Source organism: Paenibacillus sp. FSL R5-0766, assembly GCF_037971845.1.
Classification (GTDB): Bacteria; Bacillota; Bacilli; order Paenibacillales; family Paenibacillaceae; genus Paenibacillus.
The window spans coordinates 1,480,545-1,504,828 of record NZ_CP150227.1 but is presented as its reverse complement, the minus strand read 5'-3'; the positions used below and the strand labels follow the sequence as shown (position 1 = coordinate 1,504,828).

23 protein-coding genes are annotated in these 24,284 nt (G+C 45.1%); 1 reads left to right on the top strand and 22 read right to left on the bottom strand.

The genetic code is table 11. From position 1 onward, the window contains the following. Positions 1 to 128 precede the first annotated feature (128 nt). Positions 129 to 1,487: a hemolysin family protein gene (locus tag MKY66_RS06645; RefSeq protein ID WP_076209623.1), complete on the top strand. Its 1,359-nt coding sequence runs from the start codon at positions 129 to 131 to the stop codon at positions 1,485 to 1,487. Between the two features lie 120 nt (positions 1,488 to 1,607). Here the strand turns inward: MKY66_RS06645 and MKY66_RS06640 are convergent, their stop codons facing one another. The 22 genes from MKY66_RS06640 to MKY66_RS06535 all read right to left on the bottom strand — a co-directional run bounded on the left by MKY66_RS06640 (position 1,608) and on the right by MKY66_RS06535 (position 24,280). After that, positions 1,608 to 3,197 (bottom strand): stalk domain-containing protein, encoded by a 1,590-nt coding sequence (locus MKY66_RS06640; RefSeq protein WP_076209622.1) that lies wholly within the window; start codon positions 3,195 to 3,197, stop codon positions 1,608 to 1,610. Between the two features lie 54 nt (positions 3,198 to 3,251). Beyond that, positions 3,252 to 4,034 carry a DUF5808 domain-containing protein gene (locus MKY66_RS06635; RefSeq protein ID WP_339807065.1) on the bottom strand — a complete coding sequence of 261 codons (783 nt, stop codon included), beginning with the start codon at positions 4,032 to 4,034 and terminating at the stop codon, positions 3,252 to 3,254. Between the two features lie 342 nt (positions 4,035 to 4,376). After that, complete coding sequence (locus tag MKY66_RS06630) at positions 4,377 to 4,772, bottom strand: GntR family transcriptional regulator (RefSeq protein WP_076209620.1); 396 nt, start codon at positions 4,770 to 4,772, stop codon at positions 4,377 to 4,379. Between the two features lie 215 nt (positions 4,773 to 4,987). Continuing rightward, complete coding sequence (locus MKY66_RS06625; RefSeq protein WP_076209875.1) at positions 4,988 to 6,079, bottom strand: AI-2E family transporter; 1,092 nt, start codon at positions 6,077 to 6,079, stop codon at positions 4,988 to 4,990. 151 nt (positions 6,080 to 6,230) lie between these two features. Beyond that, the gene (locus tag MKY66_RS06620) at positions 6,231 to 7,022 is read right to left on the bottom strand and encodes a DUF2705 family protein (protein ID WP_076209619.1); all 792 of its coding nucleotides are present in this window, start codon (positions 7,020 to 7,022) and stop codon (positions 6,231 to 6,233) included. Then, positions 7,015 to 7,923 (bottom strand): ABC transporter ATP-binding protein, encoded by a 909-nt coding sequence (locus MKY66_RS06615; protein WP_036611301.1) that lies wholly within the window; start codon positions 7,921 to 7,923, stop codon positions 7,015 to 7,017. The genes MKY66_RS06620 and MKY66_RS06615 overlap by 8 nt, the downstream gene beginning before the upstream one ends. 32 nt (positions 7,924 to 7,955) lie before the next feature. Further along, positions 7,956 to 8,135, bottom strand: coding sequence for a hypothetical protein (locus tag MKY66_RS06610; RefSeq protein WP_036611302.1), 180 nt, complete (start codon positions 8,133 to 8,135; stop codon positions 7,956 to 7,958). 323 nt (positions 8,136 to 8,458) lie between these two features. Then, positions 8,459 to 8,980, bottom strand: coding sequence for a hypothetical protein (locus MKY66_RS06605; protein ID WP_076209618.1), 522 nt, complete (start codon positions 8,978 to 8,980; stop codon positions 8,459 to 8,461). Positions 8,981 to 9,064: 84 nt separating this feature from the next. Further along, a complete protein-coding gene (locus MKY66_RS06600; RefSeq protein WP_076209617.1) occupies positions 9,065 to 9,649 on the bottom strand; it encodes a VanZ family protein in 585 nt (194 codons plus the stop codon). 10 nt (positions 9,650 to 9,659) lie between these two features. Continuing rightward, positions 9,660 to 11,828 carry a hypothetical protein gene (locus tag MKY66_RS06595; protein WP_339807061.1) on the bottom strand — a complete coding sequence of 723 codons (2,169 nt, stop codon included), beginning with the start codon at positions 11,826 to 11,828 and terminating at the stop codon, positions 9,660 to 9,662. 12 nt (positions 11,829 to 11,840) lie between these two features. Further along, complete coding sequence (locus MKY66_RS06590; RefSeq protein WP_076209615.1) at positions 11,841 to 12,761, bottom strand: LCP family protein; 921 nt, start codon at positions 12,759 to 12,761, stop codon at positions 11,841 to 11,843. A 13-nt stretch (positions 12,762 to 12,774) separates the two neighbouring features. After that, entirely contained in the window at positions 12,775 to 14,106 is a 1,332-nt protein-coding gene (locus MKY66_RS06585) for a UDP-glucose/GDP-mannose dehydrogenase family protein (RefSeq protein ID WP_047841972.1), read from the bottom strand. A 32-nt stretch (positions 14,107 to 14,138) separates the two neighbouring features. After that, complete coding sequence (locus tag MKY66_RS06580) at positions 14,139 to 15,521, bottom strand: sugar phosphate nucleotidyltransferase (protein ID WP_076209614.1); 1,383 nt, start codon at positions 15,519 to 15,521, stop codon at positions 14,139 to 14,141. Further along, positions 15,518 to 16,546, bottom strand: a complete 1,029-nt coding sequence (locus tag MKY66_RS06575; RefSeq protein WP_036611316.1) for a polysaccharide pyruvyl transferase family protein — start codon at positions 16,544 to 16,546, stop codon at positions 15,518 to 15,520. The genes MKY66_RS06580 and MKY66_RS06575 overlap by 4 nt, the downstream gene beginning before the upstream one ends. Next, entirely contained in the window at positions 16,533 to 17,909 is a 1,377-nt protein-coding gene (locus MKY66_RS06570) for an oligosaccharide flippase family protein (RefSeq protein WP_076209613.1), read from the bottom strand. Before MKY66_RS06570 ends, MKY66_RS06575 begins: the two co-directional genes overlap by 14 nt. An 8-nt stretch (positions 17,910 to 17,917) precedes the next feature. Beyond that, the gene (locus MKY66_RS06565) at positions 17,918 to 18,823 is read right to left on the bottom strand and encodes a glycosyltransferase (RefSeq protein WP_256704149.1); all 906 of its coding nucleotides are present in this window, start codon (positions 18,821 to 18,823) and stop codon (positions 17,918 to 17,920) included. A 43-nt stretch (positions 18,824 to 18,866) separates the two neighbouring features. Continuing rightward, complete coding sequence (locus tag MKY66_RS06560) at positions 18,867 to 19,889, bottom strand: glycosyltransferase (RefSeq protein ID WP_076209611.1); 1,023 nt, start codon at positions 19,887 to 19,889, stop codon at positions 18,867 to 18,869. An 11-nt stretch (positions 19,890 to 19,900) separates the two neighbouring features. Further along, positions 19,901 to 20,845, bottom strand: a complete 945-nt coding sequence (locus MKY66_RS06555; RefSeq protein WP_076209610.1) for a glycosyltransferase family 2 protein — start codon at positions 20,843 to 20,845, stop codon at positions 19,901 to 19,903. 21 nt (positions 20,846 to 20,866) lie between these two features. Then, positions 20,867 to 21,934, bottom strand: a complete 1,068-nt coding sequence (locus MKY66_RS06550) for a glycosyltransferase family 4 protein (protein WP_076209609.1) — start codon at positions 21,932 to 21,934, stop codon at positions 20,867 to 20,869. A 38-nt stretch (positions 21,935 to 21,972) separates the two neighbouring features. Then, positions 21,973 to 22,452 (bottom strand): PssE/Cps14G family polysaccharide biosynthesis glycosyltransferase, encoded by a 480-nt coding sequence (gene pssE, locus MKY66_RS06545; RefSeq protein ID WP_076209608.1) that lies wholly within the window; start codon positions 22,450 to 22,452, stop codon positions 21,973 to 21,975. Next, a complete protein-coding gene (pssD, locus tag MKY66_RS06540; RefSeq protein WP_036668906.1) occupies positions 22,449 to 22,907 on the bottom strand; it encodes a PssD/Cps14F family polysaccharide biosynthesis glycosyltransferase in 459 nt (152 codons plus the stop codon). The genes pssE and pssD overlap by 4 nt, the downstream gene beginning before the upstream one ends. Beyond that, positions 22,904 to 24,280: an O-antigen ligase family protein gene (locus MKY66_RS06535; protein WP_076209607.1), complete on the bottom strand. Its 1,377-nt coding sequence runs from the start codon at positions 24,278 to 24,280 to the stop codon at positions 22,904 to 22,906. Before MKY66_RS06535 ends, pssD begins: the two co-directional genes overlap by 4 nt. Positions 24,281 to 24,284: the final 4 nt, after the last annotated feature.

Genomic DNA, 24,284 nt, shown 5'->3' with positions numbered 1-24,284 from the left:
TGTGACGCCAATCTGCTCATTCCACCTTCCAGACTCTTCCTCATTTCTTTGTCTGGAGGTGGTCTTCTTACGTAAAATTAGATATAATAATCGTTAAAAACTTATTACCTAAAGGAGAAGAGCAGTGAATGGAAAGTGAGAGGTATGCGTTAAATTTAGTAATGGTTGCTTTTTTGATAGGACTTTCGGCGTTTTTTGTTGCAGTGGAATTCGCTCTAGTGCGGGTTCGGCCGAGCCGGATCGACCAAATGATTGCAGAAGGAAACAAGCGTGCGCTGGCTGTTAAACAAGCCGTTGCCAATCTGGACGGATATTTGTCTGCCTGCCAGCTTGGAATCACGATCACATCTCTGGGACTGGGCTGGCTGGGTGAACCGACGGTAGAGAAGATTCTCCACCCTGTGTTTGAAAGCTTGCAAATTCCTGAGGCGGTTTCTTCATTCTTATCGTTTGTTATCGCGTTTGCTTCCATCACGTATCTGCATGTTGTGGTTGGTGAACTCGCTCCAAAAACGATTGCAATCCGGAAAGCCGAGACTGTTGCACTGCTGACGTCTACACCTATCATCTGGTTTAACCGAATTATGTATCCTTTTATCTGGCTGTTAAACGGCTCAGCGAACCAACTGGTGAAACTGTTCGGAATCAAACCTGCTTCCGAGCATGAAGATGCACACTCCGAAGAAGAGTTGCAGATCATTATTAATGAAAGCTTCGAAAGTGGTAAAATTAACCAAGCCGAGTTCGGTTATGTAAGCCGGATCTTTGCCTTTGATGAGATGTTAGCCAAAGAAATCATGGTACCCCGGACCGATATGGTCTGCCTTTATGTGAATAGAACGAATGAGGAAAACCTGGAGATCATTCGTGAGGAACAATATACCCGTTTTCCGGTAGTTAATGAGAGTAAAGACGATATCATCGGTATCATTAATACGAAACAATTCTTCCTGGAACTTTACGGAAACGATGAACCTGTCGATCTATCCTCCCTGATCCAGCCCGTATCGGCTGTTCACGAAACAACTCCTGTGAAGGACTTGCTCAAGAAAATGCAGAAGGATGGCGTACATATCGCCGTGCTGGTCGATGAATATGGCGGAACTTCCGGAATTGTAACCATCGAGGATGTACTTGAGCAGATTGTTGGTGAGATTCGCGACGAGTTCGACGCAGACGAAGTGGAAGATATTCAAGTCATCAATGAGAACTATGTCATTATGGATGGCAAGGTTTCCTTATCGAAGGTGAATGACATGTTTATGTCCAGCCTGGATGCAGATGAGTGGGACACCATTGGTGGATGGCTCTACAGCCATCGTCCCGAGATGAACGAACAGGAAGAATATGAGTTCGAGAATCTAATCTTTGTTTTGCTGGAAAAAGACAAGAATCGGTTCTACAAAGTGGCCGTTGTTCCCAAGGAACCATTGACCATGTCTGATTATACCGATGAAGACGAGAAAGAGTCCAATTGGTCTAAATAAAGCAAATTTATAAATAAGAAAAGGAGCACTTGCCTATATCGGTAAGTGCTCTTCTTATATATCTCGCCCCATCCGTCACTTCTCCAATTTATCATTCAACCAAGAATGGAACTCCCGTTTTTAGTTAGATTTTAATACCCACTTCGCAATATCATCGATAATGGCTTTGGAGACATTAGATGGCTCAGCGTACTCTTGACCGATTGAAAGCCCATCATAGCTGGATAAAAGATGATTTACCTTTGGATAGCTATTGTACGTTACATTGGAATGACCTTCAAGAGACGATTTCCAGGTTTGGAATTGATTCATAGACACTTGCACATCGTTTTCGCCTTGTATAACAAACATAGGTGTATTTTGTGTTTTAGCCAGTTCCGCAGGCACATAATCTCTCTGCTCAAACCACCAATAAGCAGGTTGAAGTGGAAACGCCTCAGGAAGATGATCTACAGAATATTTTGGATCTTTAACCATCGCAGCCACATTTTTATAAAAATCAGCTTGCCCTTGAATGACATCCGTGTCTAAACCAAGCTGCTTCATCCGCTCTACCAATTCGTCCTGCTGCTCGGTAAGCACATCCACAAAGCTACTACTTGGTGCAGCAAGTAAAATACTTCCTGCAATATCATGTTGCTTATCCTCAGCAATGATTAACGGCATTGCAAATCCGCCTTGACTATGTCCAGCTACAAAAATCGCTGTAGAATCAATATGTGCATTCTTTTTAAGCAATCCCACTGCATCGTTTACCTGATCTACGCTCTCTTGTTTTAATGTGAATTTAGGCTGTGAAGCCACCTTATAGGTATGCTCATACGTGACCTTATCGTATCTTAATACAGCAACTCCTTGTGAAGCTAAACCCACCGCAAGATCGCGAAATGGCTTTGCACCACCAATGGCAACATCTTGATTGCTAGGCCCAGATCCGTGTACCAGAATGACAACCGGGAAAGGTCCCTCTCCCTTGGGCAAAGTTAATGTCCCTGGCAAAGCTAAATCACCCTGACCAACCGTAATGTCTTGTTCTGTATAGGCAGATGGGTCGTCGTAGCTTGGTTTTTGATACACATCTGGCGTAGCGGCGGCAATATGCAAATCATCCACAAGTCCGTTATGATTCATTCTGACCGTAATATTTAAACGAGTCAGCTCTGTTTTGAACGTATAGGTAACATTGCGATGCACTGTATTATTTTCTACATGCTTAGCTATGGCTTCACTTGTAATTTTGCCATTTTGTCCTTCTAAAGCTCCCCACAGCTGACTCAACAACGTGGGTGACAACACTCCACTCACAGAGGTATGAACATACTTGGCAGCCTCCTTGCCATCGCCCTCACTAATAAGGGAAATGAATATATCCTCAGGTGCTGCCTTCAGCGTCTCGGTAAGAAATGTCCCATCCATATAGGTAACTCCTTTCGTTAACTGAACAGGATTGTTTAAGGATATGGCTTGCCCATCCACCATCGCCTGTTTCTCTCCTACCTTAACTACAATTGTAAGCTCACTTTTTCGTATTGTGATTTCTCCTGTCTTTTGTTGCCAAGATACCTCTGCCCCATTCTTTTCTGCAATCTCACGAATAGGAACAAGATTTTCACTACCAGCGGATTTTTCAGCAGCTTCTGAGATGGATGTTAACGGAAGGATGAGACCTACGAAAGTAAGAGAAAGTAATAGCTTTTTCCAATTGTTCATTGTAATAACTCCTCCTAATCATTTTATCTATCATATGCATAGATCTATGAGCATTTATTGGCTCAGAACTATACTTATAACAACAGTGGCAATGATGAATAACAACAGGACCCAAGATAGTGGACGAGCGAAGTTAATCGTCCAGCCTATTCCATAACGCTTTTCTATGGTTAAAGAAGGATCATTGGCATTGAAGTAAATAAACCCAAGCTTCCAATAATCATCGTCATTCACAGGCTGCTCCTTGGATCGTTCGTGATCCTCTTGTTGATTACGAATTTTCCCACCGCCTTGTCTGCCTGTGAGAGACAGCCATATAACACCTAACACGATCACCACAGGAGTGATGAAGCTAATAGCTGTTAACAAGACCAGATTAGGGACGAACATATTGATCTGAATGAAGGCAAATAAAATGGTAAGAAGTAAGCCTGTTACAATCGTAAATAGGGACCATTTACGGCGGAATTGAATATTCTCAGCAGCAAATTGGCCAGGATTAGACGTAGTAAGCTGTTGTTTGCTTGATTTAATACTCCAGTTCACCAACATCAGAAGTGCAATGATTCCTAGCTGTACAAGATTAATAGCCAGTACCGAGAGGTAGGTTTTAGGTACACTGGAAGTGACATGGCCCTGAAGATCATACTTTATGGGAATGACGTTAGGGAGTGCCTTATAATTCAGGATCGAAATGATCGCAATAGCTACAATAATAGCCATATGAACGAGAAACCAATAGTTGGAATAGGTGAGTTTATTTTGGCGGAAGGTGGTATCGATTTTAACTCTTTGAGGTGCTTCTACAGTTGTAAGTGTTCCTTTTATCTTTTTCATCTTGAAATGGAATAAGATGTGTAGTGCTGCCCAGTACACAATAAATATCATTGTACTAACACCGGTAATCATTGCGGTAGAATCTTCATTAGCAGATCGGAGAAAATACAGACAGACAAGTATAATCATCCCGTTTCCGATCAGACTTACTGTCGCAAACGTACTTCTTAGCTTACGTAAGATTGGTGTGTAGTAATTATATTGACTTACCGTAACCCCAAAGCTAATTGTTTCCCTTGTCAGATATGGTGCAAAGGATAGAAGTAAGGCTAATGGGGCAAAGATTAAAATGATAGGTAATATACTAAATAGTTGCATACATAACACACTCCCTTGATTCCATTATTCTTTGTTGTGACCCATCTTCACATCATCATACATTTGGTCTAACACCGCAGATAGTTCCTCTTTGGTCATTCCGCGACAGATCGCTTCGGCAATAATCGGTCTTAATTCTCTTTGTTGCTTTTTCAAAAAATCATCCGTTAAACCAGGCATTCCATCAGGGTTCACTACAACTCCCTTTTGTCTATGAACCAGAATGTATCCATCTTGCTTGAGTAGTGTATAAGCCTTATTGACGGTGTGAAGGTTAACACCGATATCTGCGGCCAAATTCCGAACCGAAGGTAACGCCTCACCTGGCTGTAACTCACCACTAGCAATACCTTCAATAATTTGATAAACAAGTTGCGAATAGATGGGAAGTTCGGATTGCATATCCAGTTGAATAATCAAGGGTTCACCTTCTTTTTGTTATCTGTTATATATCAAGTATAACAGTTGTAACATGAGTGAGCAATATGTATGAAAAAAAGCCGCATACCAATGGCGAGGGCAAACTTACCTGACCCTTCACCATTGATATGCGGCTTATCCTGATGAGCTTATCGATGTGATTCAATAACAAACATTAGTAGTGGCACATGACAGCGTTGTATTTCAAACTCCATTTAAGTTTCAGTCTTATCTTCAACAATCCGATAATGGATTTTGCGAACTATAATTTTCAGAATCATATATAGGGGAATCACGATGATCATACCCAAGATATTTCCCAGGTCAGCACCCACGAGCAAAAGGATAACGGTAGTCAGTGGATGAATATCGAGCTGTTTGCCATAGACGTAAGGTGAGATCAGGTTATCCTGAATTTGCTGTGCGATTACAATGATGACCAGTGACCAGATCGCCATCGAAGGTGATTCGATAAACGCAACAATGACAACCGGAATAGCTGCCAGCAAAGCACCCACATAAGGGATGAAGTTCAGAATAATGGATACAACCGTCAGCAGCAATGCGTAAGGCAAACCTAAAATGAGAAAACCGATGTACATCAGAATCCCCAAGGCTACATTAACAATAACCCGGCCAACAATATAGTTGCTTAATGCTTCATCGATCTCATGGACGGTTTCTTCCCCATCCTTCCGATAATGTCTTGGCAACAATAAGGTCAGATTCGTTCCAAACTTGCTGCCTTCCTTGAGCATGTAATACAACATGATCGGGAACGTTGCCAGAATAATAACCAGATTGGATACCACGGAGAATAACCCGGAGACATAATTAGTTACCTGAGTGATCCCTTGGCTCAGAACATCGGATAATCGTGAGAATAGATTGGAATCATCAGGCAGGTATCTGGATACTAAATTGCTCTTTTCAAGTGCATTCAACTGATCGCTGAGTGAAGTAACCAACGCTGGAGCATTCTCCACGAAATTCATCAATTGTTCACGCAGGGAAGGCCATACAAGCACACTAAAACCTGCAAGTATTAATGCAATTACGACATAAATAATCAGAACTGACAATGCGCGTTTGATCTTACGCCTTTCCATATAATCGACGAGCGGGCGCAGCAGATAATAGAAGAAACCAGCAATCAGCAGCGGAATGATGATGATGTGAATCAGTGAGGTCAGGGGGCTGAAAATAAAGTTCACTTTTTCCCCCAGATACACGATGAGCAGCAGCAGAATAATCGCTGTGCATATGCGGTAGAACTTGTTATTTATCAAGAAACGTGATCCCTCCATGCGCTGCTCTGCCAAATTGACTGGAGCGTTCATATGTATATCTAGTCTCATGATACTAAGTACCCTTAAATGACAGTCATGCCACAGGCGATGCTGAATATACCCGTTTTTCTTTCAAAACAAACATTGGAGCAAAAAAAAGAAGCAGGCGTTAGCCTGCCACATCTCTTTTGCTGAATACAACCCAGGAAATCACCATGAAAATAACGTAATACACCGCCAGAACTGCAATGGAGAAACCCAGTGTCATTCCTGCACTTGGGCCACCCATCAGCGCAAAATCCGCCCCGGAGGTCATGTATTTGCTAAGATCCATGTTGTTGAATAGAACATACTTGGCCCACTCATAACGGACCGGATTGAATATGAGTGAGAAGATACTCTGTGAGAACATAATGAACAGGGATAATCCAATCGCAAGTGCACCTGAACGAAATACGGAGGACACCATAAAGGCAATCGCAAGCGTAATGAACAGATCAACGTACAAATATCCCCATAACGTCAGAGCATTCGTAGCCGGACTACTGCTTCCTCCCGGAGCATCATGGGAGAAAAGGATATAAGACATCAGCATGGCCATCGCGATGACCAGCAATGTACTGACAATACTGAAGCCAACTACAGTCAGGTATTTGGAAGCGAGAACTTTGCTTCGTGACCATGGACGGATCAGCAATAGCTTAATGGTTCCCCAGGTAAATTCGCCCGCGACCGATTCCGCTGCAATCACGACACAGAAGATCGTGTTCAGGAAAAATGTAACCTGGATGGTCGTTACAGCCGCTTCCCAGTACAAAACTTCATTGGACCCCATTCCTTCTCGCAGTAACACTGGCATTAATAGCGAGATCAGCGCCAGAATCGATAACATGATCCAGGTACGGGGACGACGGAAAATTTTCATATTCTCATTCAATATCAGATTACCAAAACTACCCAATGCCTCCACCCCCAGTGACTTGCAAGAATTGTTCTTCCAGGGTGTGAGTCACGTTACGAATACCGTATACCTGAAATCCTTCGCTAACCAGCTTCGCATTGATATCCGGAATCTGCTCACGAGACACCCGCATCACCAGGACATTGCCCTGTACGACAGCACCCTGAATCAGATCCGCAGCGCGGTCAGCATCATTCAGCTCAAAAGCAACTTCGATTAATGCATCCGAACCGGCTTCAGCCCGAAGGTTCCTTACATCAATCAACTTGCCATTCTGGATGATGGCCACCGTATCACACATCAGCTCCATCTCCGACAATAAATGACTGGATACAAAGACTGTAATACCTTCCTCTTGGGTGAGCTGACGCAAATAATCTCTCAGTTCCCGTATACCCTGTGGGTCCAAACCATTGGTCGGCTCATCGAGTACAAGCAGCTTCGGTTTATGTAATATCGCTTGCGCGACCCCCAGACGCTGGCGCATACCCAGTGAATAGGTTTTGACCTTATCGTGAATACGAGCCGTAAGCCCTACACGCTCAATCGTTTCCGCAATACGTTCTTTCGTAACTCCCGGCGACATGCGGGCAAAGTGAACGAGATTCTGGTACCCGGTCAGAAACTTGTACATTTCCGGATTTTCCACAATAGCTCCTACCTGGGCTACCGCCTGTTCAAATTCATTCTTCACACTGTGTCCCGAGATGAAAATGTCACCTTTACTGATGGACATCAATCCAACCATCATCCGAATCGTTGTTGTTTTCCCCGCGCCATTAGGTCCTAAAAAACCAAAAACCTGCCCCGGAGAAATATCCAGAGTCAGGTCGCTGACCAATGATCGGGAGGATATGATTTTGCTGACGCCCTGAATCCGGACGACCGGCTCCTGCTGCATTCAATCCCCTCCTTCATGGACGAGCACATCATTCATGCCCGTTTCTCATATGAACATAGTGTATCATAATCTTTAGTATATTGTCCCGCAAACTGGGATTTCCCCTGACGTTTCGCTTCAACTACACACGCTTCACAGCATCCAAGCGGCATTTCACTCCGGTAGAATCCGGTGCGAAATACGTGATTGCCTCCATTGCCCTCTTCCTTCATTTCGACAGAGCTTCTAGTGACCGACACAATCATCCCACAACTGACACAGTAAAAGCGGCCCGTTTCGATCAATGATATTCCTTCCCCTCACAAGGAGCTTAGAAGTCCTTGTTATTTGTCGTTAGACGCTGAAAATTGATACATTTTGTATCTATCTCGTAATTTACTTGACACCGGGACTAATGTCAAGGCTTTACCGCCATAAAAACAAGCAAAACGCAAAAAAAGCTCCATAAATGCGACAAAAGTCTCGCATTTATGGAGCCTCATGTTAGGTAAATGATACAATTCGGTTCAATGTATGGGTTAATATTATTTCCTGATCAGTCACTATTGTCGACCTGCGAGGTATCCTCATTTTTCTGATTTGGATAATACCAGAGTAAGGTCCACTCATCTCCATCCTCTACCAGATAACAGGTCTGCACAATATCGAATTGGCCAAAGGTACCTGAGTACTTCTGGTTGATCCGAATTCTGTAGGCTTCAGAAAATGGCTTAACGCCATCGATCACGGTTACATCGAACTCGCGCTCCGGCTTTTCCATCTCCAGCTCAAACGTTTCCACGCCAAAATGCTGCATAAATATATGTGCTCTGTTCTGTACGTAAGCACTCTTGGGAAACCGCTCTTTCATCAGGGGATGAAAAAGTTCCCATGAACTGCCGAAGTCACCTGTCTGCTCATATTTGTAGAACTCTTCGGCAACAGCAGCAGCTTCATCCGATGTATCTGCCTCAAACAGATACGGAATGGTTCTGGCAATCAACCACAGCAATAATACAATGATCGTGATGAACCCGATCTTTTTGAGCAAAGCATTCCGGTTCCTTCTTCGCAGCATGTCCAATCCTCCTTGTCCTACTCCATACTTATGATGGATGGCAGACAAGTAGAAGTTGAACGATACATCTAATTTCCTGGGAAATCACTCGCTGTGAATGGAAGTACGCTTTCCTTTTCTGATCCTTCGGATCATGGACTGAAGCCCTGCATATATGGCAATCCCACAGCAACCGCCGAGCAAGTCCACTCCAACATCACGTATCGAGCTTGTCCTGTCCGGGCTGAACTGTTGAATATACTCATCAATGGAGGCGATAACAAACACCACAGCCAGAGCAGAAACGATACTGGTTACAAGGGAGGTTCTTCTGTACCGCAGCCCGCCATAGACAAGCACAGCGAGCACAGCGTATACAAATAAATGCGCACTCTTGCGAAAGATGAACTCTGCAAAATCATACGGCCTCTGCTTCAGCGAATACTCATATTCCCCGTAAGTGAATTGCACATCAGGAAGTGTAAAACCGATGTGCAATTTTTGGGACCATTTATGAAGCCAAGGCTGAATGTCTTGCTGTTGAGAGGATTGCGTGGACATGGACCAAATGACCAGAATCCAGATCACAATCAACAGCAGAGCAATGAGAAATCCGTACGTTCTTCGTACATGCTTTTGTCTCGTGCGCCCGGAGTCCTCCTCCATCATTTTGATCTTCACCACTTTCATATCTCTCTCGTTATTCTATTGATCCAACATACATGCCTCTGCCATTTGTACCTACATATAGCTGACCATAGATTTGACGGTCTGCCGCCATAATTTGCGGTTCATTGCCCAGCCCGATTCCATTACCTAAAGGACCTATATTGTTCCAGGTTGCCCCCATATCATCTGAACGGAAGAATCCATTCACGTTATTTACGGTGCCATATACATAGACAGCTGGAACTAATTTACCCGACTTCGCTTTTCCAAAGGCAAATAATTTGGAATTCTGCACACCCGGGATCTTGGAAAAGGTATTTCCAGAGTTCGTTGATGCATATAATCCATCGGTTCCCAGACTCACCCATACATTATTCGCCACGCCAGGTGCAGCCTCGACTTTAATGAAGCTTGTATTGATATCCGTATTAATAGGAAGGCGAACCGCATTGGCCTTGGACCAGTTGGCTCCTGCATCCGTAGACCGATACAGATAACCGGCAGCATACATATAAAATTTATATCCATTGATGCGATCCGCAGCCAGTGGATGATTATAGGCAAAGACCATATTCCCCCCGATGGCCTGAAATGGGGCACCATTCATATTTTGCCATGTTGCGCCACGATTCGTGCTTCTGACCGGATTACCGGTCTGGGGGTAATAAACAATTACATTCGGATTGATGGCCGAGTAGGCGACCCTCCCCAGTTTGGAGCCAACCGGAACATTCATTGGAGTTACGGTAACCCCGTTATTGGAAGAGACAAATAAGCGTGTGGTGGTACCATACCAGTCACTGCTTCCCAGAAATATCATGTAATTCGGGTTTGCCTCATGATAGTCAATACTCACAATTTCTCGCATACCTGCGAGCGGGATTTTATTAAGAGGAACATCGGTTACATTTTCATGTCTAAATCCGACTTGATCCGTTAAACCACTAAAGAATGAAACACCCTGAGGTGGTGTGGATGCAGTGAGTGCGACGACTTCTTCATGACCATCGGTGATGGCTTCCCAAGTACTCGCTGTATTGCCAGTCAATCCATTGGTACCATTGATATTTTCCGTCTTGTACACGCCAAACCAGTCTGTAGCGTATACGGTGCCCGGATTATGCGGATCAAACTTGATACTGGATGTCGCTGAGAAAAACATGTTGGGTGTCCACCATGACGGTTTGGATACCAGCGTTTTGCTCACTGTTGTCCAACTCTGTCCGCCATTAACGGAACGATACAGTGGCAGATTATCCCCGCCTGTTCGAACGGCTGCCAGGATGTGATTATCATTATTCGGATCAATCGTGATTCCATAATAAGATGAGTAACTGGAGCTGGGTGTTATATTCGTCCACTGCACACCATTGAACTTGTATACGCCCTGATTATCCGTGGTCACATACAACGTCCCGTTCTTCGCCACAGTCATACGTGCAGGATATTCGGGACTTCTCCCGGTAAGTTGCCAGGTGGTCTGCCCATTGCTTCTTGGTGCTTTGCTATACACACCAATGCCGCGAACCCCCGCATACACAACTTGACCTTGCTTTGTCACGGGATTCAATCCATATGCTACACTCCGAATCCCCTCACCGGACAGCCCGCTAGGTACATCCCATACCTTGCTCCACGTGGCTGCACCATCACTGGAAGTGTACAATCCATCATATCGTGTACCCACGTGCAGGTAATTGGAGTTCGTGGGATTAACCGCGATGCTCTCTCCCATGGCTCGATGGATATTTCCATTCGATTCATTCCGAAGATTAAGTCCGGTTCGAATCCAGGTTTCTCCCCGGTCTGTGGATTTCAGAATATCACTTGGCCCCACGTTCCCGTACTTCCCAGCAGCGATATACACAACATTGGGGTTTTGCTGATCCAGCGCAATTCCATCCACGCCGTACAGATTACTGTCCTCATCTCCAAAATGATCCAGTAGTGGAATCCAATCTCCTGAAGTTACATCCAGTCGGTAAGCTCCTCCAACATCAGTTCGAGCGTAAACCAGATCAGGCTCAGTCGGATGAATGACCACCCCCGTAACGTACCCCCCACCACCAATAGGTATATTATTCCACTGATAGTTTTGAGCTGATTGAACATAATTTGTACTTGCCGGTATCATGAGCATATACATGAGTAGCACAATCAGGGACAATTTCATTAGTCTGGAGATACGCATCTGGTTCACCGCCCTATCCGATCATTTTGAATGTTCTTCAATCATCTGATGTATCCTGTCTCGTTCCGACTGTTCCACGATATAGTAATACACTCCGTCTATTTTCTTGCCCGCTCCTTTAATCTCAACGGATTCAATATGATCCAGTACCGAACGATAATTGGAGAACATCTGCTTCATCTCATCAAAGGTAACGTCGGTTCTGACGTGAGCACTGACTTCGTCCAGCAACGTCTCCAGTTGCAACACGTTGGATACCTGGACCGTATTCTTCAGCACTTGTTTGATGATCTCTCGCTGACGGTCATTCCGCCCGAGATCTCCCTTCGGATCATCATAACGCATCCGCGAAAATCCCAAAGCCGCTTCACCATCCAGATGAATATTCCCTTGCTCGAACCGGTAACCCTCATAGTCAAATGCAAAAGGGTTATTCACATTCACTCCACCCACCATGTCGATGACTTGTGCAAAGCCCTCCATATTCACTTTCATGTAGTAATGTATGGGAACGTCAAGCAATTGTTCCACCGTTTGCACAGACATGTTAACGCCCCCAAAAGCGTAAGCATGGTTGATCTTATCCTCCGTGCCGTGACCAACAATATTCGTTCTGGTATCTCGGGGGATGTTAAACATAAGTGCGGATTGCTTCGCAGGATTAACACTTAATACAATCATGGTGTCAGAGCGCCCCCGATCATTGGAACGTTCATCCACACCCAGGATCAAAGCATTAAAAGGTTCTTCATTCTCCATGTCCACAGGGAAATCTCCCCCACCCCGCTGGTCGACAATTGATACCTGCTTGATGGGTTCCCGGGGTTCATACATTTGATCCGCCGCTGATTTGACATGCGAATACAGGTACACAGAATATCCAATCATAACAACTGCAACAAGGGAAATGGCACCTAATGTTATTTTGATCCCGCGTCTCATGTTATGGCCTCCGTTAGATGACTGCCGTTTTTCTACCATCGATATTGGTTAGACCTGGACGACCAACGGAGTAGTATTGGAAGGACGTATCTTTAATCTGATCTTCTCCGTAGATGTTTCTTCCATCAATCAGGATGGGTTGATTCATATGTGCTGCCAAATCAGTCAGGTTAACCTCCATGAACTCTTTCCATTCCGTCAGAACGCAGAGTGCATCAGCACCTTCCGCCGCTTTCATGGCACGCTCTTCCCACGTAATGGATGGGGAATCCACCTCTTTGCGGAAGTTCTCGGTAGCGATGGGGTCATACGCCCGAATCACTGCCCCCTGCTCAAGCAAACGCTGAATGATCTCAATCGCCGGAGCATCACGAACGTCATCGGTATCCGGTTTGAAAGCAAGCCCCCAGATGGCAATCTCCTTCCCTTCGAGTGAGCCCAGTGCGTCTTCCAGTTTACGAATGACGTTGAAGCGTTGATCTTTGTTCACTTCCACCACGGACTTCAGCAGTTTGAAGTCATAATCCACATTACCTGCAATTTGAATCAGAGCCTGTGTATCCTTAGGGAAACAGGAACCTCCGTAACCAATGCCTGCCTTGAGAAAGGAGGCACCGATTCGTCTGTCATAGCCCATGCCTTCGGCAACGCGGCTGACATCTGCTCCTACTTTTTCACAGATGTTAGAGATTTCGTTGATAAATGAGATCTTGGTTGCCAGGAAAGCATTGGATGCATATTTAATCATTTCGGCTGAGCGAATATCCGTAACAATAATCTGATCGGTTAATGGTTGATGCAGCTCTTTCAACGTGGCGACTGCCCGCTCACTATGTGTCCCAATGACTATCCGGTCAGGATAGAGCGTATCCTGGACAGCGGTACCTTCTCGCAGGAATTCCGGTACCGATGCCATGTCGAATGGATGATTCGTCAAACTGCTGATCCATTCCTGAATACGATCGTTGGTTCCGACAGGAACAGTGCTTTTAGTCATTATTATTTTATAATTATCCATATAAGAACCTATTTCTCGCGCGACAAGCTCAATAAAGCTCAGATTTGCTTCGCCATTAGGCAGGGATGGCGTACCCACTGCGATAATGATGATATCCGAACGACTGATGGCATCCTGAATGTTGGTGGTGAAGGACAGCCTTCCTGCTTTCATATTGGCATTCATGATATCCTTCAGACCCGGTTCATAGATCGGAACATGACCGTCCATTAACATATTCACTTTTTCCACATTGTTGTCGACACAGATCACGTTATTTCCCAGTTCCGAAAAACATACGCCCGATACCAAACCCACATACCCTGTGCCAATCACCGTAATATTCATTCCATAATCTCCCCCATGTTCTAATGTGTTGGTTACGCGTGCTTCACATATGTCTGAACAATGTCCTGCCATTCGGTAGACACTCTAACGATATCTTCCTCAATCAGCTGGCTGCCGATCTGTACTTCAATGATCTCCAGTTCCGTAACGGCTCTGACGGAATGAAGCATACTCCGGTCAATGATCACCGTATCTCCTTGCCCGATCATTCGGCTCTGCCCATCCAGAATCAATTCCCCTGTTCCCGATACAACCGTCCATACCTCATTGCGAAGCAAGTGGTATTGATAACTCAGGTTTTTCCCGGCACTGATGCAGATTCGTTTGGTGAGAACCTCGCCGCCAGCTTCGTTTCTTGTGTAATCCAGAACCCGGTAGCAACCCCACCTGCGCTCCTCATACATGGGGCGTTGATCCTCGTTCTTTAAGATTTCCTTGATCCGTGGGCTGGCTTCTTTGTCACTGACCAGAATGCCATCCGGACTCACGGCGACCACCACATCCGACAATCCCAATATGGCAACCGGAATGTTCAATTCATTGACCAGGTGGGTATTCAAAGAATCTCCCGTAATCCACCCTTTTCCTACAACCGAGCTTCCCATCTCTTCCGTGAGTGTGTTCCACGTGCCTAGATCTTTCCAGAAGCCGTTATACGGAATAGCGATAATCTGATTTGCCTTCTCGACAACCTGGTAATCAAAACTGATCTTGTTCAATCTTCCGTATTGCTTCAGCATTTCTTCATACTGGATTGGCAGTTCCATCTCAATGAGCAGATTAATCAAATAACCCAGCTTAAAAGCAAAAACCCCGCAATTCCATAATGCGGCCTGCTCAATCATGAGGACCGCATCGGATTCGCAGGGTTTCTCCTGGAACTTCGCTACATTCACGTATTCATTGTTATTTTCACTGGAAGATAGGGATTGCGGAATGATGTATCCGTACTTCTCTGACGGGTACGTCGGCACAACTCCCATCAAGGCCAGATCAGCACCAGACTTATCAAGCATCTCCGGTAAGGTTGCCAGCACTTCGAAGAATTCTTTTTCAACAAAGGGATCTACAGGCAACACTGCAATCGTCTCATTCAGACTCACACTCTCTACGGAATACAGATAGGAGGCAGCGAGTGCAATCGCAGGAAACGTATCTCTGCGCTCAGGCTCCACAACCAGTCTGACATCGTCTCCCAGCTGAGAAGTCAGAATCTCCACCTGTGGCAAACTGGTCGCGATAAGCGCTTCTGATGCAAGTCCGGCATGATTCAGCTGTCGCCATACCCGCTGTACCATGGATTCCGGACTTCCCTCTGGCCCATGAAGAACTTTAAGAAATTGCTTGGATCTGGAATCGTTGGATAACGGCCACAAACGCTTGCCAGAACCACCAGATAACAGAATACTTCTCATAGGGCTGCACCATCCGACAGCACAACCGTACTTGCTCCCTTGCCAGTCTCGGTTGGCTTGTTATATGTGCTGGTCTGATTGGACTCCAGTCTGCCTGCCGGATTGCTCTTGGTCCAAGCTGCATAATAATTCGAGTTCTTGCCGTATGAATTATCCAGCAGGATGTTCGGTTGATCCAGGAGACAGGCCAGAATATGTCCATGCAGACGGGATGTCGTGATGGTTCGGTATTGATTGAATTCCTTAATGGCCGTATGTACCATCCGATCAGAGTATTTGTACCACAACCAGCGGGCGAAAGAGCTGCCTTTCCCTGACTTTAACCGGGACGTAATCATGCGAATGATCTTCCGGTCTACCCGGTTGTACAATGTCTCCCAGTCTTTAAACGTGGCCTTGGGTCCACTGACGGATTCGTAATGCACCTGATTCTGAGTTTTCTCAATGTCTTTACGAAAGAAATACAACATCTCTGCGGTAGGCTTGCTCTTCGACTTAAGAGGCCACAACTGATGCGCCATATCCGGGGATAGATACACATTGGTTTGTTGAAATTCTTTACTGGCTATCTCATAAGATAAGGTATCCCGGACAAAAAAGTGTACATCCTTATGACGATTGAATACTTGGGCTGTCTTTTTCAATTCAATATCACTCTTGTAAAACATCGTCTGAGGCAGAATGACAATCCGGTGATTCGGATGCTGGGCAATCATTCGCTCTCTCAATTTCTGATGGGCAGGGTACAGATCACCAAAGTTACCTCCCCCATGCAACACAATCGTGATACCTTCCGGTACCTTGAGAGACAAAGGGCAATCCAGAATGCTGTATCTGGCACGTACATGAATATCATTGTCCCGGAAGAAAGCCTCAGTACCTTTCATAATCAACAAGTCGCCACCGTTACTATGCACCGGGTAATCCAAATAATAGATTTCGGTACGCGGTGGAATGACCTTCAAAATCTGACGTAAATGTCCCTTCAACTCTTCCATTGGATGAATATTGTTAGTGCCCAGCATCTCCATCTCCTCCTTGGGTGACTCTTCTTCTTTTTTTATTTAACCGTTCATAGAGAAACGGCAGATCTTCCTTGTCATAGAACATGGCGGCAAACTTCACCTTAAATACAATCTTCATCGCGGCCACAGTAACCACCATTCGTACAATGGACCCGATCAATAAGGCAATCGCAATTCCGTTGAGCCCCCACAGCGGGGTGAATACAAAGAACAAAGCCACCGTCACCGAGAGTGCAATGAGCTGTCTGATCATCACAAGTCCAGGCCGACCAAGTGCATTAAATGCAGATGCCAGAATCCAGGAGCCACCACCAATGATGCATTCCACAGCCAAAATATAAAACGCAACGCTCGCTTCCAAAAATTCGGAGCCAAACAGAAGACCCATCAGGTAGTTCCCCACAAACATGGTGGGTATTACAATGATCATCATGACCATGAGCGAGATGCGGAAGGCTCTGCCGACCGTTCGAATAATCTGCTCTTGGGGTAATCCGGTCACTTTTGGGAAAACAACGTTACTGATCGCCGTTTGAACCGCATTGTAGATTCGGGATAACGCAAATACGACCGAATATAGTCCAAAATCACGCGGCGTGAGCAAAGCCAAAATAATGATTTTATCAAACTGGGTATACAATGTTCCTAACAATTCAACACCATACACCCTGCTGCCATAACCAAAAAGTTTCTTGGCCGAACTCTGGTCCACCCGATCCTTGAACCATCTCAGTCTCAATTCATCACGGTTCGCATAGATAGCCCACGCCACTACGGAGAAGCTGGTTACAAAATAGATCGCAGCCGCGAGCTGAATGCTCAGCATCCCCAGGCCCCATAACACAAAAAGCCCGCCTACATTAAACAGGGGGATCATTAACCGGATACCATTATATACAGCGAATTTCTCCCGACTCTGCGAGAGCGCTGATATGAGATTGATGACAATAAGTACAGGAACGGTTGCAATCGTATACCATCTGGATATCTGCACGACCTCCGGCGGAAAGCTGGAGAGCCAGAATGGTAATCCAAACCAGGCCACAATACCAATAATGATGCACACCGGAACTTGAAAAAGAAAACTTAACCGAACATACTGTGCACTCTTCTCGGTTGCGCTCTGTTTGATGTTATAAATGATGGATGTCGGTAATCCGAAACCGACCAATCCGGTTAGTAGCGCCGGCCAGAACAAGATGGCCGAGAATGCGCCCTTTCCCTCTACACCGAACATGCGTGACGTCAAAATGGAAGACAGCATCGTCAGTGTCATGACCAGCAGATTGGTTCCACTTGTCTGAAATATGGCACTCATTAAGCCGTTTCCTCTGAATACTTTGCGAAGTGCAACTTGCGCCATAGCGATCCTCATCCCTTACTGTTTTGACGAAGCGACCCAACAATCATGCCGTTTCGGTAACATACTTTGGCAAGCTGACGTGTGAACCGATCTGCATTATAAATGTAGATCAGTGAGGTTGTGATCCCCTGTGCAAGCTTGATCCCATGTTTGGCCGTACGCACAACACCACGATCCTGATCACGAATGGCATCACTCACACCCTGCCAATAGATTCGGCGCAGAAACCAGTTCTTTGTCGTTCGCTCTTTGGCTACTTTATGTTGTACCGCGCCATACGGCGTGTAATATACCTTGAACTTTGTCCGTATTCTTGCAATCAACTCACTCTCTTCACTGGAGAGGAGATTGTTACCCACTCTTCCAAGATCTTCACGGAAGGGAGCCAGTTGATCAAAGACGGATAAACGAAAAGCCACATTGGCGCCAAATGGAATATAAGGACTTTTCATCTCAGTGACTTCATCTGCAAAATCCAGAATGGTGAACAGCGACCTGTTCTCCGGTGGAATCCACATTGGCTCAGGCACTTCCCAGATCGGGTCAATCTTGCCACCGACACAACCGATATTTTCATTCATCTCAAACACGCTAACGATCTGGCGAATCCAATCCCTGCAAGCAAAGGCATCATCGTCAAGGAACAGGATATACTCGCCGCGCGCCTCGTGAATGGCCCGGTTACGAGCTACAGACAAGCCTTGCTTTTCTTCCAACACATAACGGATCGAATGGTTCTCATGCTGCAAGATGGTTTGGAGCACGATTTCCCGGGTGTTGTCTTTCGAATTGTTATCAATGAGTATGATCTCATAGTCACTGCTTGCGTAATTCTGTTGTATCGCACTTCGTATGGCCTCTACCGCATCCTGTGCACGGTTATACGTACAGATCGCGACGGTTACCTTCATCATTTCATCCCCATATTTTTCAATTAGGTCCACCCGTTCATCTGCACTAACTGGAGTACAGGGTAAGTGTCCTTTGGGCAATCACTGGCCAATCCAGCCGCTCCAACGCTTTGACAAAACCACTGCCTTCCTGAAACTCCGATTGTTTTAACCGGATCATATTCATTGCCTTGAGCAATCCATCCGGATCGGAAGGTTCGTAGAGCACGGCACAATCTTCGGGCAGGTATTCCTCCAACAAGCCAATCCGTGGTGCCACCACCGGTTTACAGAAGGTCAATGCCAGAATTGCACTGCCTGAAGTTGCAATTTGCTTGTATGGAAGAATGATCGAATCGACTGCATCAAAATAGTCCGAATATTCATCATCTTCGATGAAATGAAAATGGGTATGAATATGTCCGCTCTTGAGAAATTCATCTCCAAGGTCATAATCCTTTACCTTTTTGCCGGCAATCAACAGATGGGCTTGTTCGGAATCCAGATCCTTGAATGCCTCCAGCAAATCATCCACGCCTTTGTAAGGCGACACCTGACCGAAGAAAGCATACACATAACTATCCTCCGGGATGCCAAACCGGGAGCGGATATTCACGCCTTTTCCCTGATACACTCCCTTGTAATGTCCATGCGGAATAACCTCGATCCGGCTGGAATCAATCCCGAATGTCGAACAGATCTCAGAGATCAAGGGTTTACCCATGACAATCAGCTTGGAGCAATTTTGGACCAGTATTTTTCTCATCCAATAATCGAACCGCGTCTTACCGCTGTTGTGAGGCCAGATGTTATGCACTGTCCAGAACAATTTAGCCCCGCGCAAGCGTGCAAAACAAATCATCAATACATACAGAATGGACTTGATCACTGTTGTCAGCACGGAAGAACCCCTGTAATAGAAGCTAGGCCAATGAAAATGCAGCACATCATTTTTTTTCAGTTTGATTAGATCTCTTTTGGTAAACTGTTTCACTTCCCATCCCTTGTTCTCAATGGAATCGGATAACAGCTCATTGAATTTATTGTTCTCAATCATCTTGGGCAGCATATACACCGTCGGATTTTCCATCCAGACACCTCTTACTTTAGTTTCATTCGCACAGGTTCCTCTGTATACGTTCCAACTGCGCGCCTTGCATGAAATCTCATTAGAAATCCTTGCATCATAATTTTGGTATTACGCTTGAGCAGCACCCAATCTTTCCACCAAGGGTACAGCGACAGTGCTTTTTTCAAATAAACGTTATTGCGAAGTGTATTTCTCGACCATTCGAGCATTCGATAGTGGTGTAACTGACGGCGCTTCTGTTCCTTGGACATGTCATTGTAGTATTTCAAAATAATCTTACGTTGGCCCTTGTACTTGGCCGTTGTAGAGGTTGAAATTCGTGGACCACTATGGATGTTGATATCCACCAGCGGTTCTTTCACATTCACGGCGATGTAGCCTCGTTTCAATATACGAAGATAAAAGTCGTAATCCTGAGCGGATGTCAGATTTTCATCGAATCGAACTTCACGGGCCAGTGAGGTAAGTACCATGATTTTGGACGTTTCCCCAATCCAGTTGAATGTAAGCAGATCCTCATACCGAATAACATCGCGAGGTTCCACCGACAATTTCCGTTTGACCACCTGATGCTGCTCATTCGTGTATGCGAGATACTTGCTGCAAAAGGTGAATGATTCCTTTGTTCGTTCCAGCACTTCCGCCTGGGTTTTTATTTTGTCAGGTAGCCATTCATCATCATCATCCAGGAAGGCAATGTACTTGCCATTGGCTTGGGATATCCCTACATTCCGTGCATGGTTGGCTCCTTTGGGATATGGAACCCGGATGTACCGAATCCGTGAATCTTCCCGGGTCCAAGCCTGACAGATCTCTGGCGTCTGATCTTCTGAACCATCATCCACAATGAAAATCTCCAGATACGGATGTGTTTGCTCACGTACACTTCTCAACGCATTTTTCAATAAATCGGCCCGGTTATGGGTCGTAATGATGCAAGATACCAAGGGGTTCATTTCATCACCTTTTCCTGTTCACTAGGATACCTTCACTTGAAGTGCATCATATATTCCTGATAATCTGCCCACGAGAAGATTCATATCGAACTTATCCGATATAATCTCTCTGTTATGTGAACCCATTCTTGCTCTAACCTCTTCATCCGTGATGAGATATTCCAGCGCTGATGTCAGCCCGTGCACATCTCCCGGCTCGATTAACAGCCCATTATGACCGGATGTAATCACTTCGGGGATGCCTCCGACGGTGGTCGATATAATGGGCAAGCCACAATTCATTGCTTCAAGTATGGCCATAGGTAATCCCTCATGATAAGAAGGCAGGACCAGTAGATCCGCTTCCCGCATCAGCTTTTCCTTTTGCTCTCCGTTAATCCAGCCGAGTACATTGACACGATCCTCTATTCCATACTGCTGCACGATTGCTTTGACTTCTTCGACTTCGCCATCCCCTGCCAGATTAAAGGTCGCTGTAACGCCTAGCGCCTTCAATTGCTGAATGGACTGAAGCAGATCGTAGACTCCTTTACGCTCACCGAGTCTACCCATGAAGAGAGCATTAACGGCTGTTTGTTGTTCTCTCACAAATGGTTCTTTGACAAAGACCCCGTTATAAAGAACCTCAATCGCTGTCTCTGGCACAATCGTAGCAAAGTATTCTTTCCACGTCTGGGACAAGACAATCAACTTGTCTGCCTGATTCAGAATGTAGTGACAATACTTGCGCTGCAGAGCAAATTGATTGTAGAAATCATCAAAGCTGGCCGCATGAATATGCAGAATGACTGACTTTCGAAACAACTTTCGTGCGGTTAGCAGAAATAGAGACTTCCGATAAAAGCTCCCGTTGTTTGCCATATGAATATGCACGATATCCGGCTTGAAAGTGTACAGCTTCATCCAGAATTGCATGAATCCCCGTATAAAAATAAGCAGCCGTGATAACACGCTGCCCGTGATGTACGTTTCGACTCGCTGCATGGCATACATTTCCGAGATCGAAGAATCCTCAATGTTTTTGATGACACTCACAATTCCGCCCATATCCTTCAAGGATGATCCAACAACCAATACTTTTGGTTTCATGATAGACTCCTTTTTTTCATGGTTAATCTTCATACCTCTTACAGACTGTTCACGTAATTTTTAATGGATGAGATCAGATCAGACTGTTTTCTCACATAAGGCTGGAACGTCAGATCCTCTATGCAAGGAATCAACTTTTGTAATTCAGCCCGACTCTCCGCGACGGCCACATAGCCGTTATCCTGAAAAACCTTGGAGATTTCAAGCTGATGGTCATCCACATGCTCGCCCCATTCTTTCCGGCGTGGAATGACAATAACCGGCTTGCCACGTTCAAGACAATTTGTAATGGAACCCACACCCGCATGAGAAATAATGCATCTGCTGCGCTCCACATATTCATTCATCTCTTCCTGGGTAAGGAAAGGAATCACAGTAAAATTTCGGGGCTGAACCTCGGTATATCCGGATTGGGCAATAACCTCTTCTTCAATAATTCCTGCCTCAATCGCCTCATCAATAAGCTCAAACATCCGATTGAAGGGAAAACGCTGGGTTCCAACGATAGCAAATATCAAAATAAAGCCCCCCTGTATTTTGCATTGGGATAGCTATCCTGCAACGTTTCCCATTGAATGAAGAACTCATCCGAGATTTTGTACATCAATCTCCCGGTTGCGCTGGAGGAATAGATTTTGGCATAACTTTCGATATAAATCAGTTTGGCACCAAAGATTTTACCGATGAGGCAAAAAGGATAGGTAGCTCCTGCCCCTGTTGTAATGATCACCTTTGGACGCTCACGCAGATATAGAAAGAACGACTTGATAATATTAGCCACAAAGATTAGCAAGAACATCGCATTTTTCCGCTCTTGCTGCATTAAGAAGTATACTTTGCCCTGAGACGATTCTACTTTTCTGCTTTTATTCTTCTCGGTAATCAGGAAATAATCATGTTCTTCAACCGCAGGAATAATTTTGGTTAATTCATCAAAATGACCGCCTGTAGAACTGATCAAACAGACCTTCATGTTCTAATCTCCTTTGAAAAGGATACGTCCTTGGCTCGCTGTATCTGTATATCCACTTCTGCTTCAGCCCCTAACTTGGAATGAACTCCATTTCCCGTAGCATATAACGCGTTCAGGAAGATACAGAATGGAGCAATCAGATGAACCGTGGACAGGGTATTGTCAAAAAAGGAATAGGTCAGAAAACCGATAATCATACCGGCAAAATACAACCGGATCATGCCGCCCAATCGGAAGTACACAGCCCGAAACACCAGCAGCAGCGATAGAAACAACAGGATGGCTCCAACTAAACCGCCATCGTAATAAAAACGAATGTATTCATTATGCGGAACAACGAATCCAGAAAAAATACTTCCATCATTCGCTACGAGAGTTGAGCCGAGCCCACGTCCAAATATCGGATACTCATTTGCTTTGCCAATAAAATAATTCCAGGCTACATCCCTTCCCGACAACCCTTTGCTCTCTGACCTCATCTCATAATTGTCCCACTGCGCAATCACCATATAGGCCACAGCGACAACAAACAGAATGAGAGGAATAATGGCACTGACTCTGCCTTTGATGAAGGCTTTCAGTTGATCAAAAAGATAGACCAAAATAATCGGAATAAGCGCAATAAGCGGCCCCCTTGTTCCCGTCTGGACCAGAATGACCAGATGTGTCAAGGTAAGCATGTAATACAGAACAACCTGATGGCCTTGCTTGATCTGAATCAGACAGACGCAGATGGAGATAAAACACAACATGGCCAGATGCGCAGCGATGTTGGCACCCTGTAACCGGGTTACTCCCGACATCTCCAGGTTAGTAATGGACAATATGCCGGCGAGTTGCAGAATATAACCACCAGCAAGACTGAACAGCGGCAACCATGCGAGTACACGTATAATTCGTTGACTGATCTCTCTTGAAAAATGAGGCATCAGCAACAAAAAAGGAACAATGACTCCCAGAAAGGCCTTGAATGGATCGAGCGGACTAACCTTATTGGGCAGATCCGATAGAAAATAACTCTCCACAAATAAAAAACCAATCGCCAGTGCAGGATAGATCAACTCTTTGCGAATACCAAAGCGTAAAAAAAGAGAGACGACAAAACCCAGAATTGCCAGCTTGTAGAAGGACAGCGAATCCAGTCCTGCCAGATGAATGCTAAATATCTTATCAATGGACAATGAAAAACTGACGATGAGAATCATAAAAATCCAGCTGGGCTGTTTAATATAAACGCCCAGCAGAATCACAGCTATGAGTGCAACAACCGAGACTAGTGGAAGATAGATTGCTGCGAAGACAATTACCAGCGAAAAAAGAATGATATTAAACGACTTCATATTTAATGCAGCAAGTATACCGGTCTTTTGCATATCT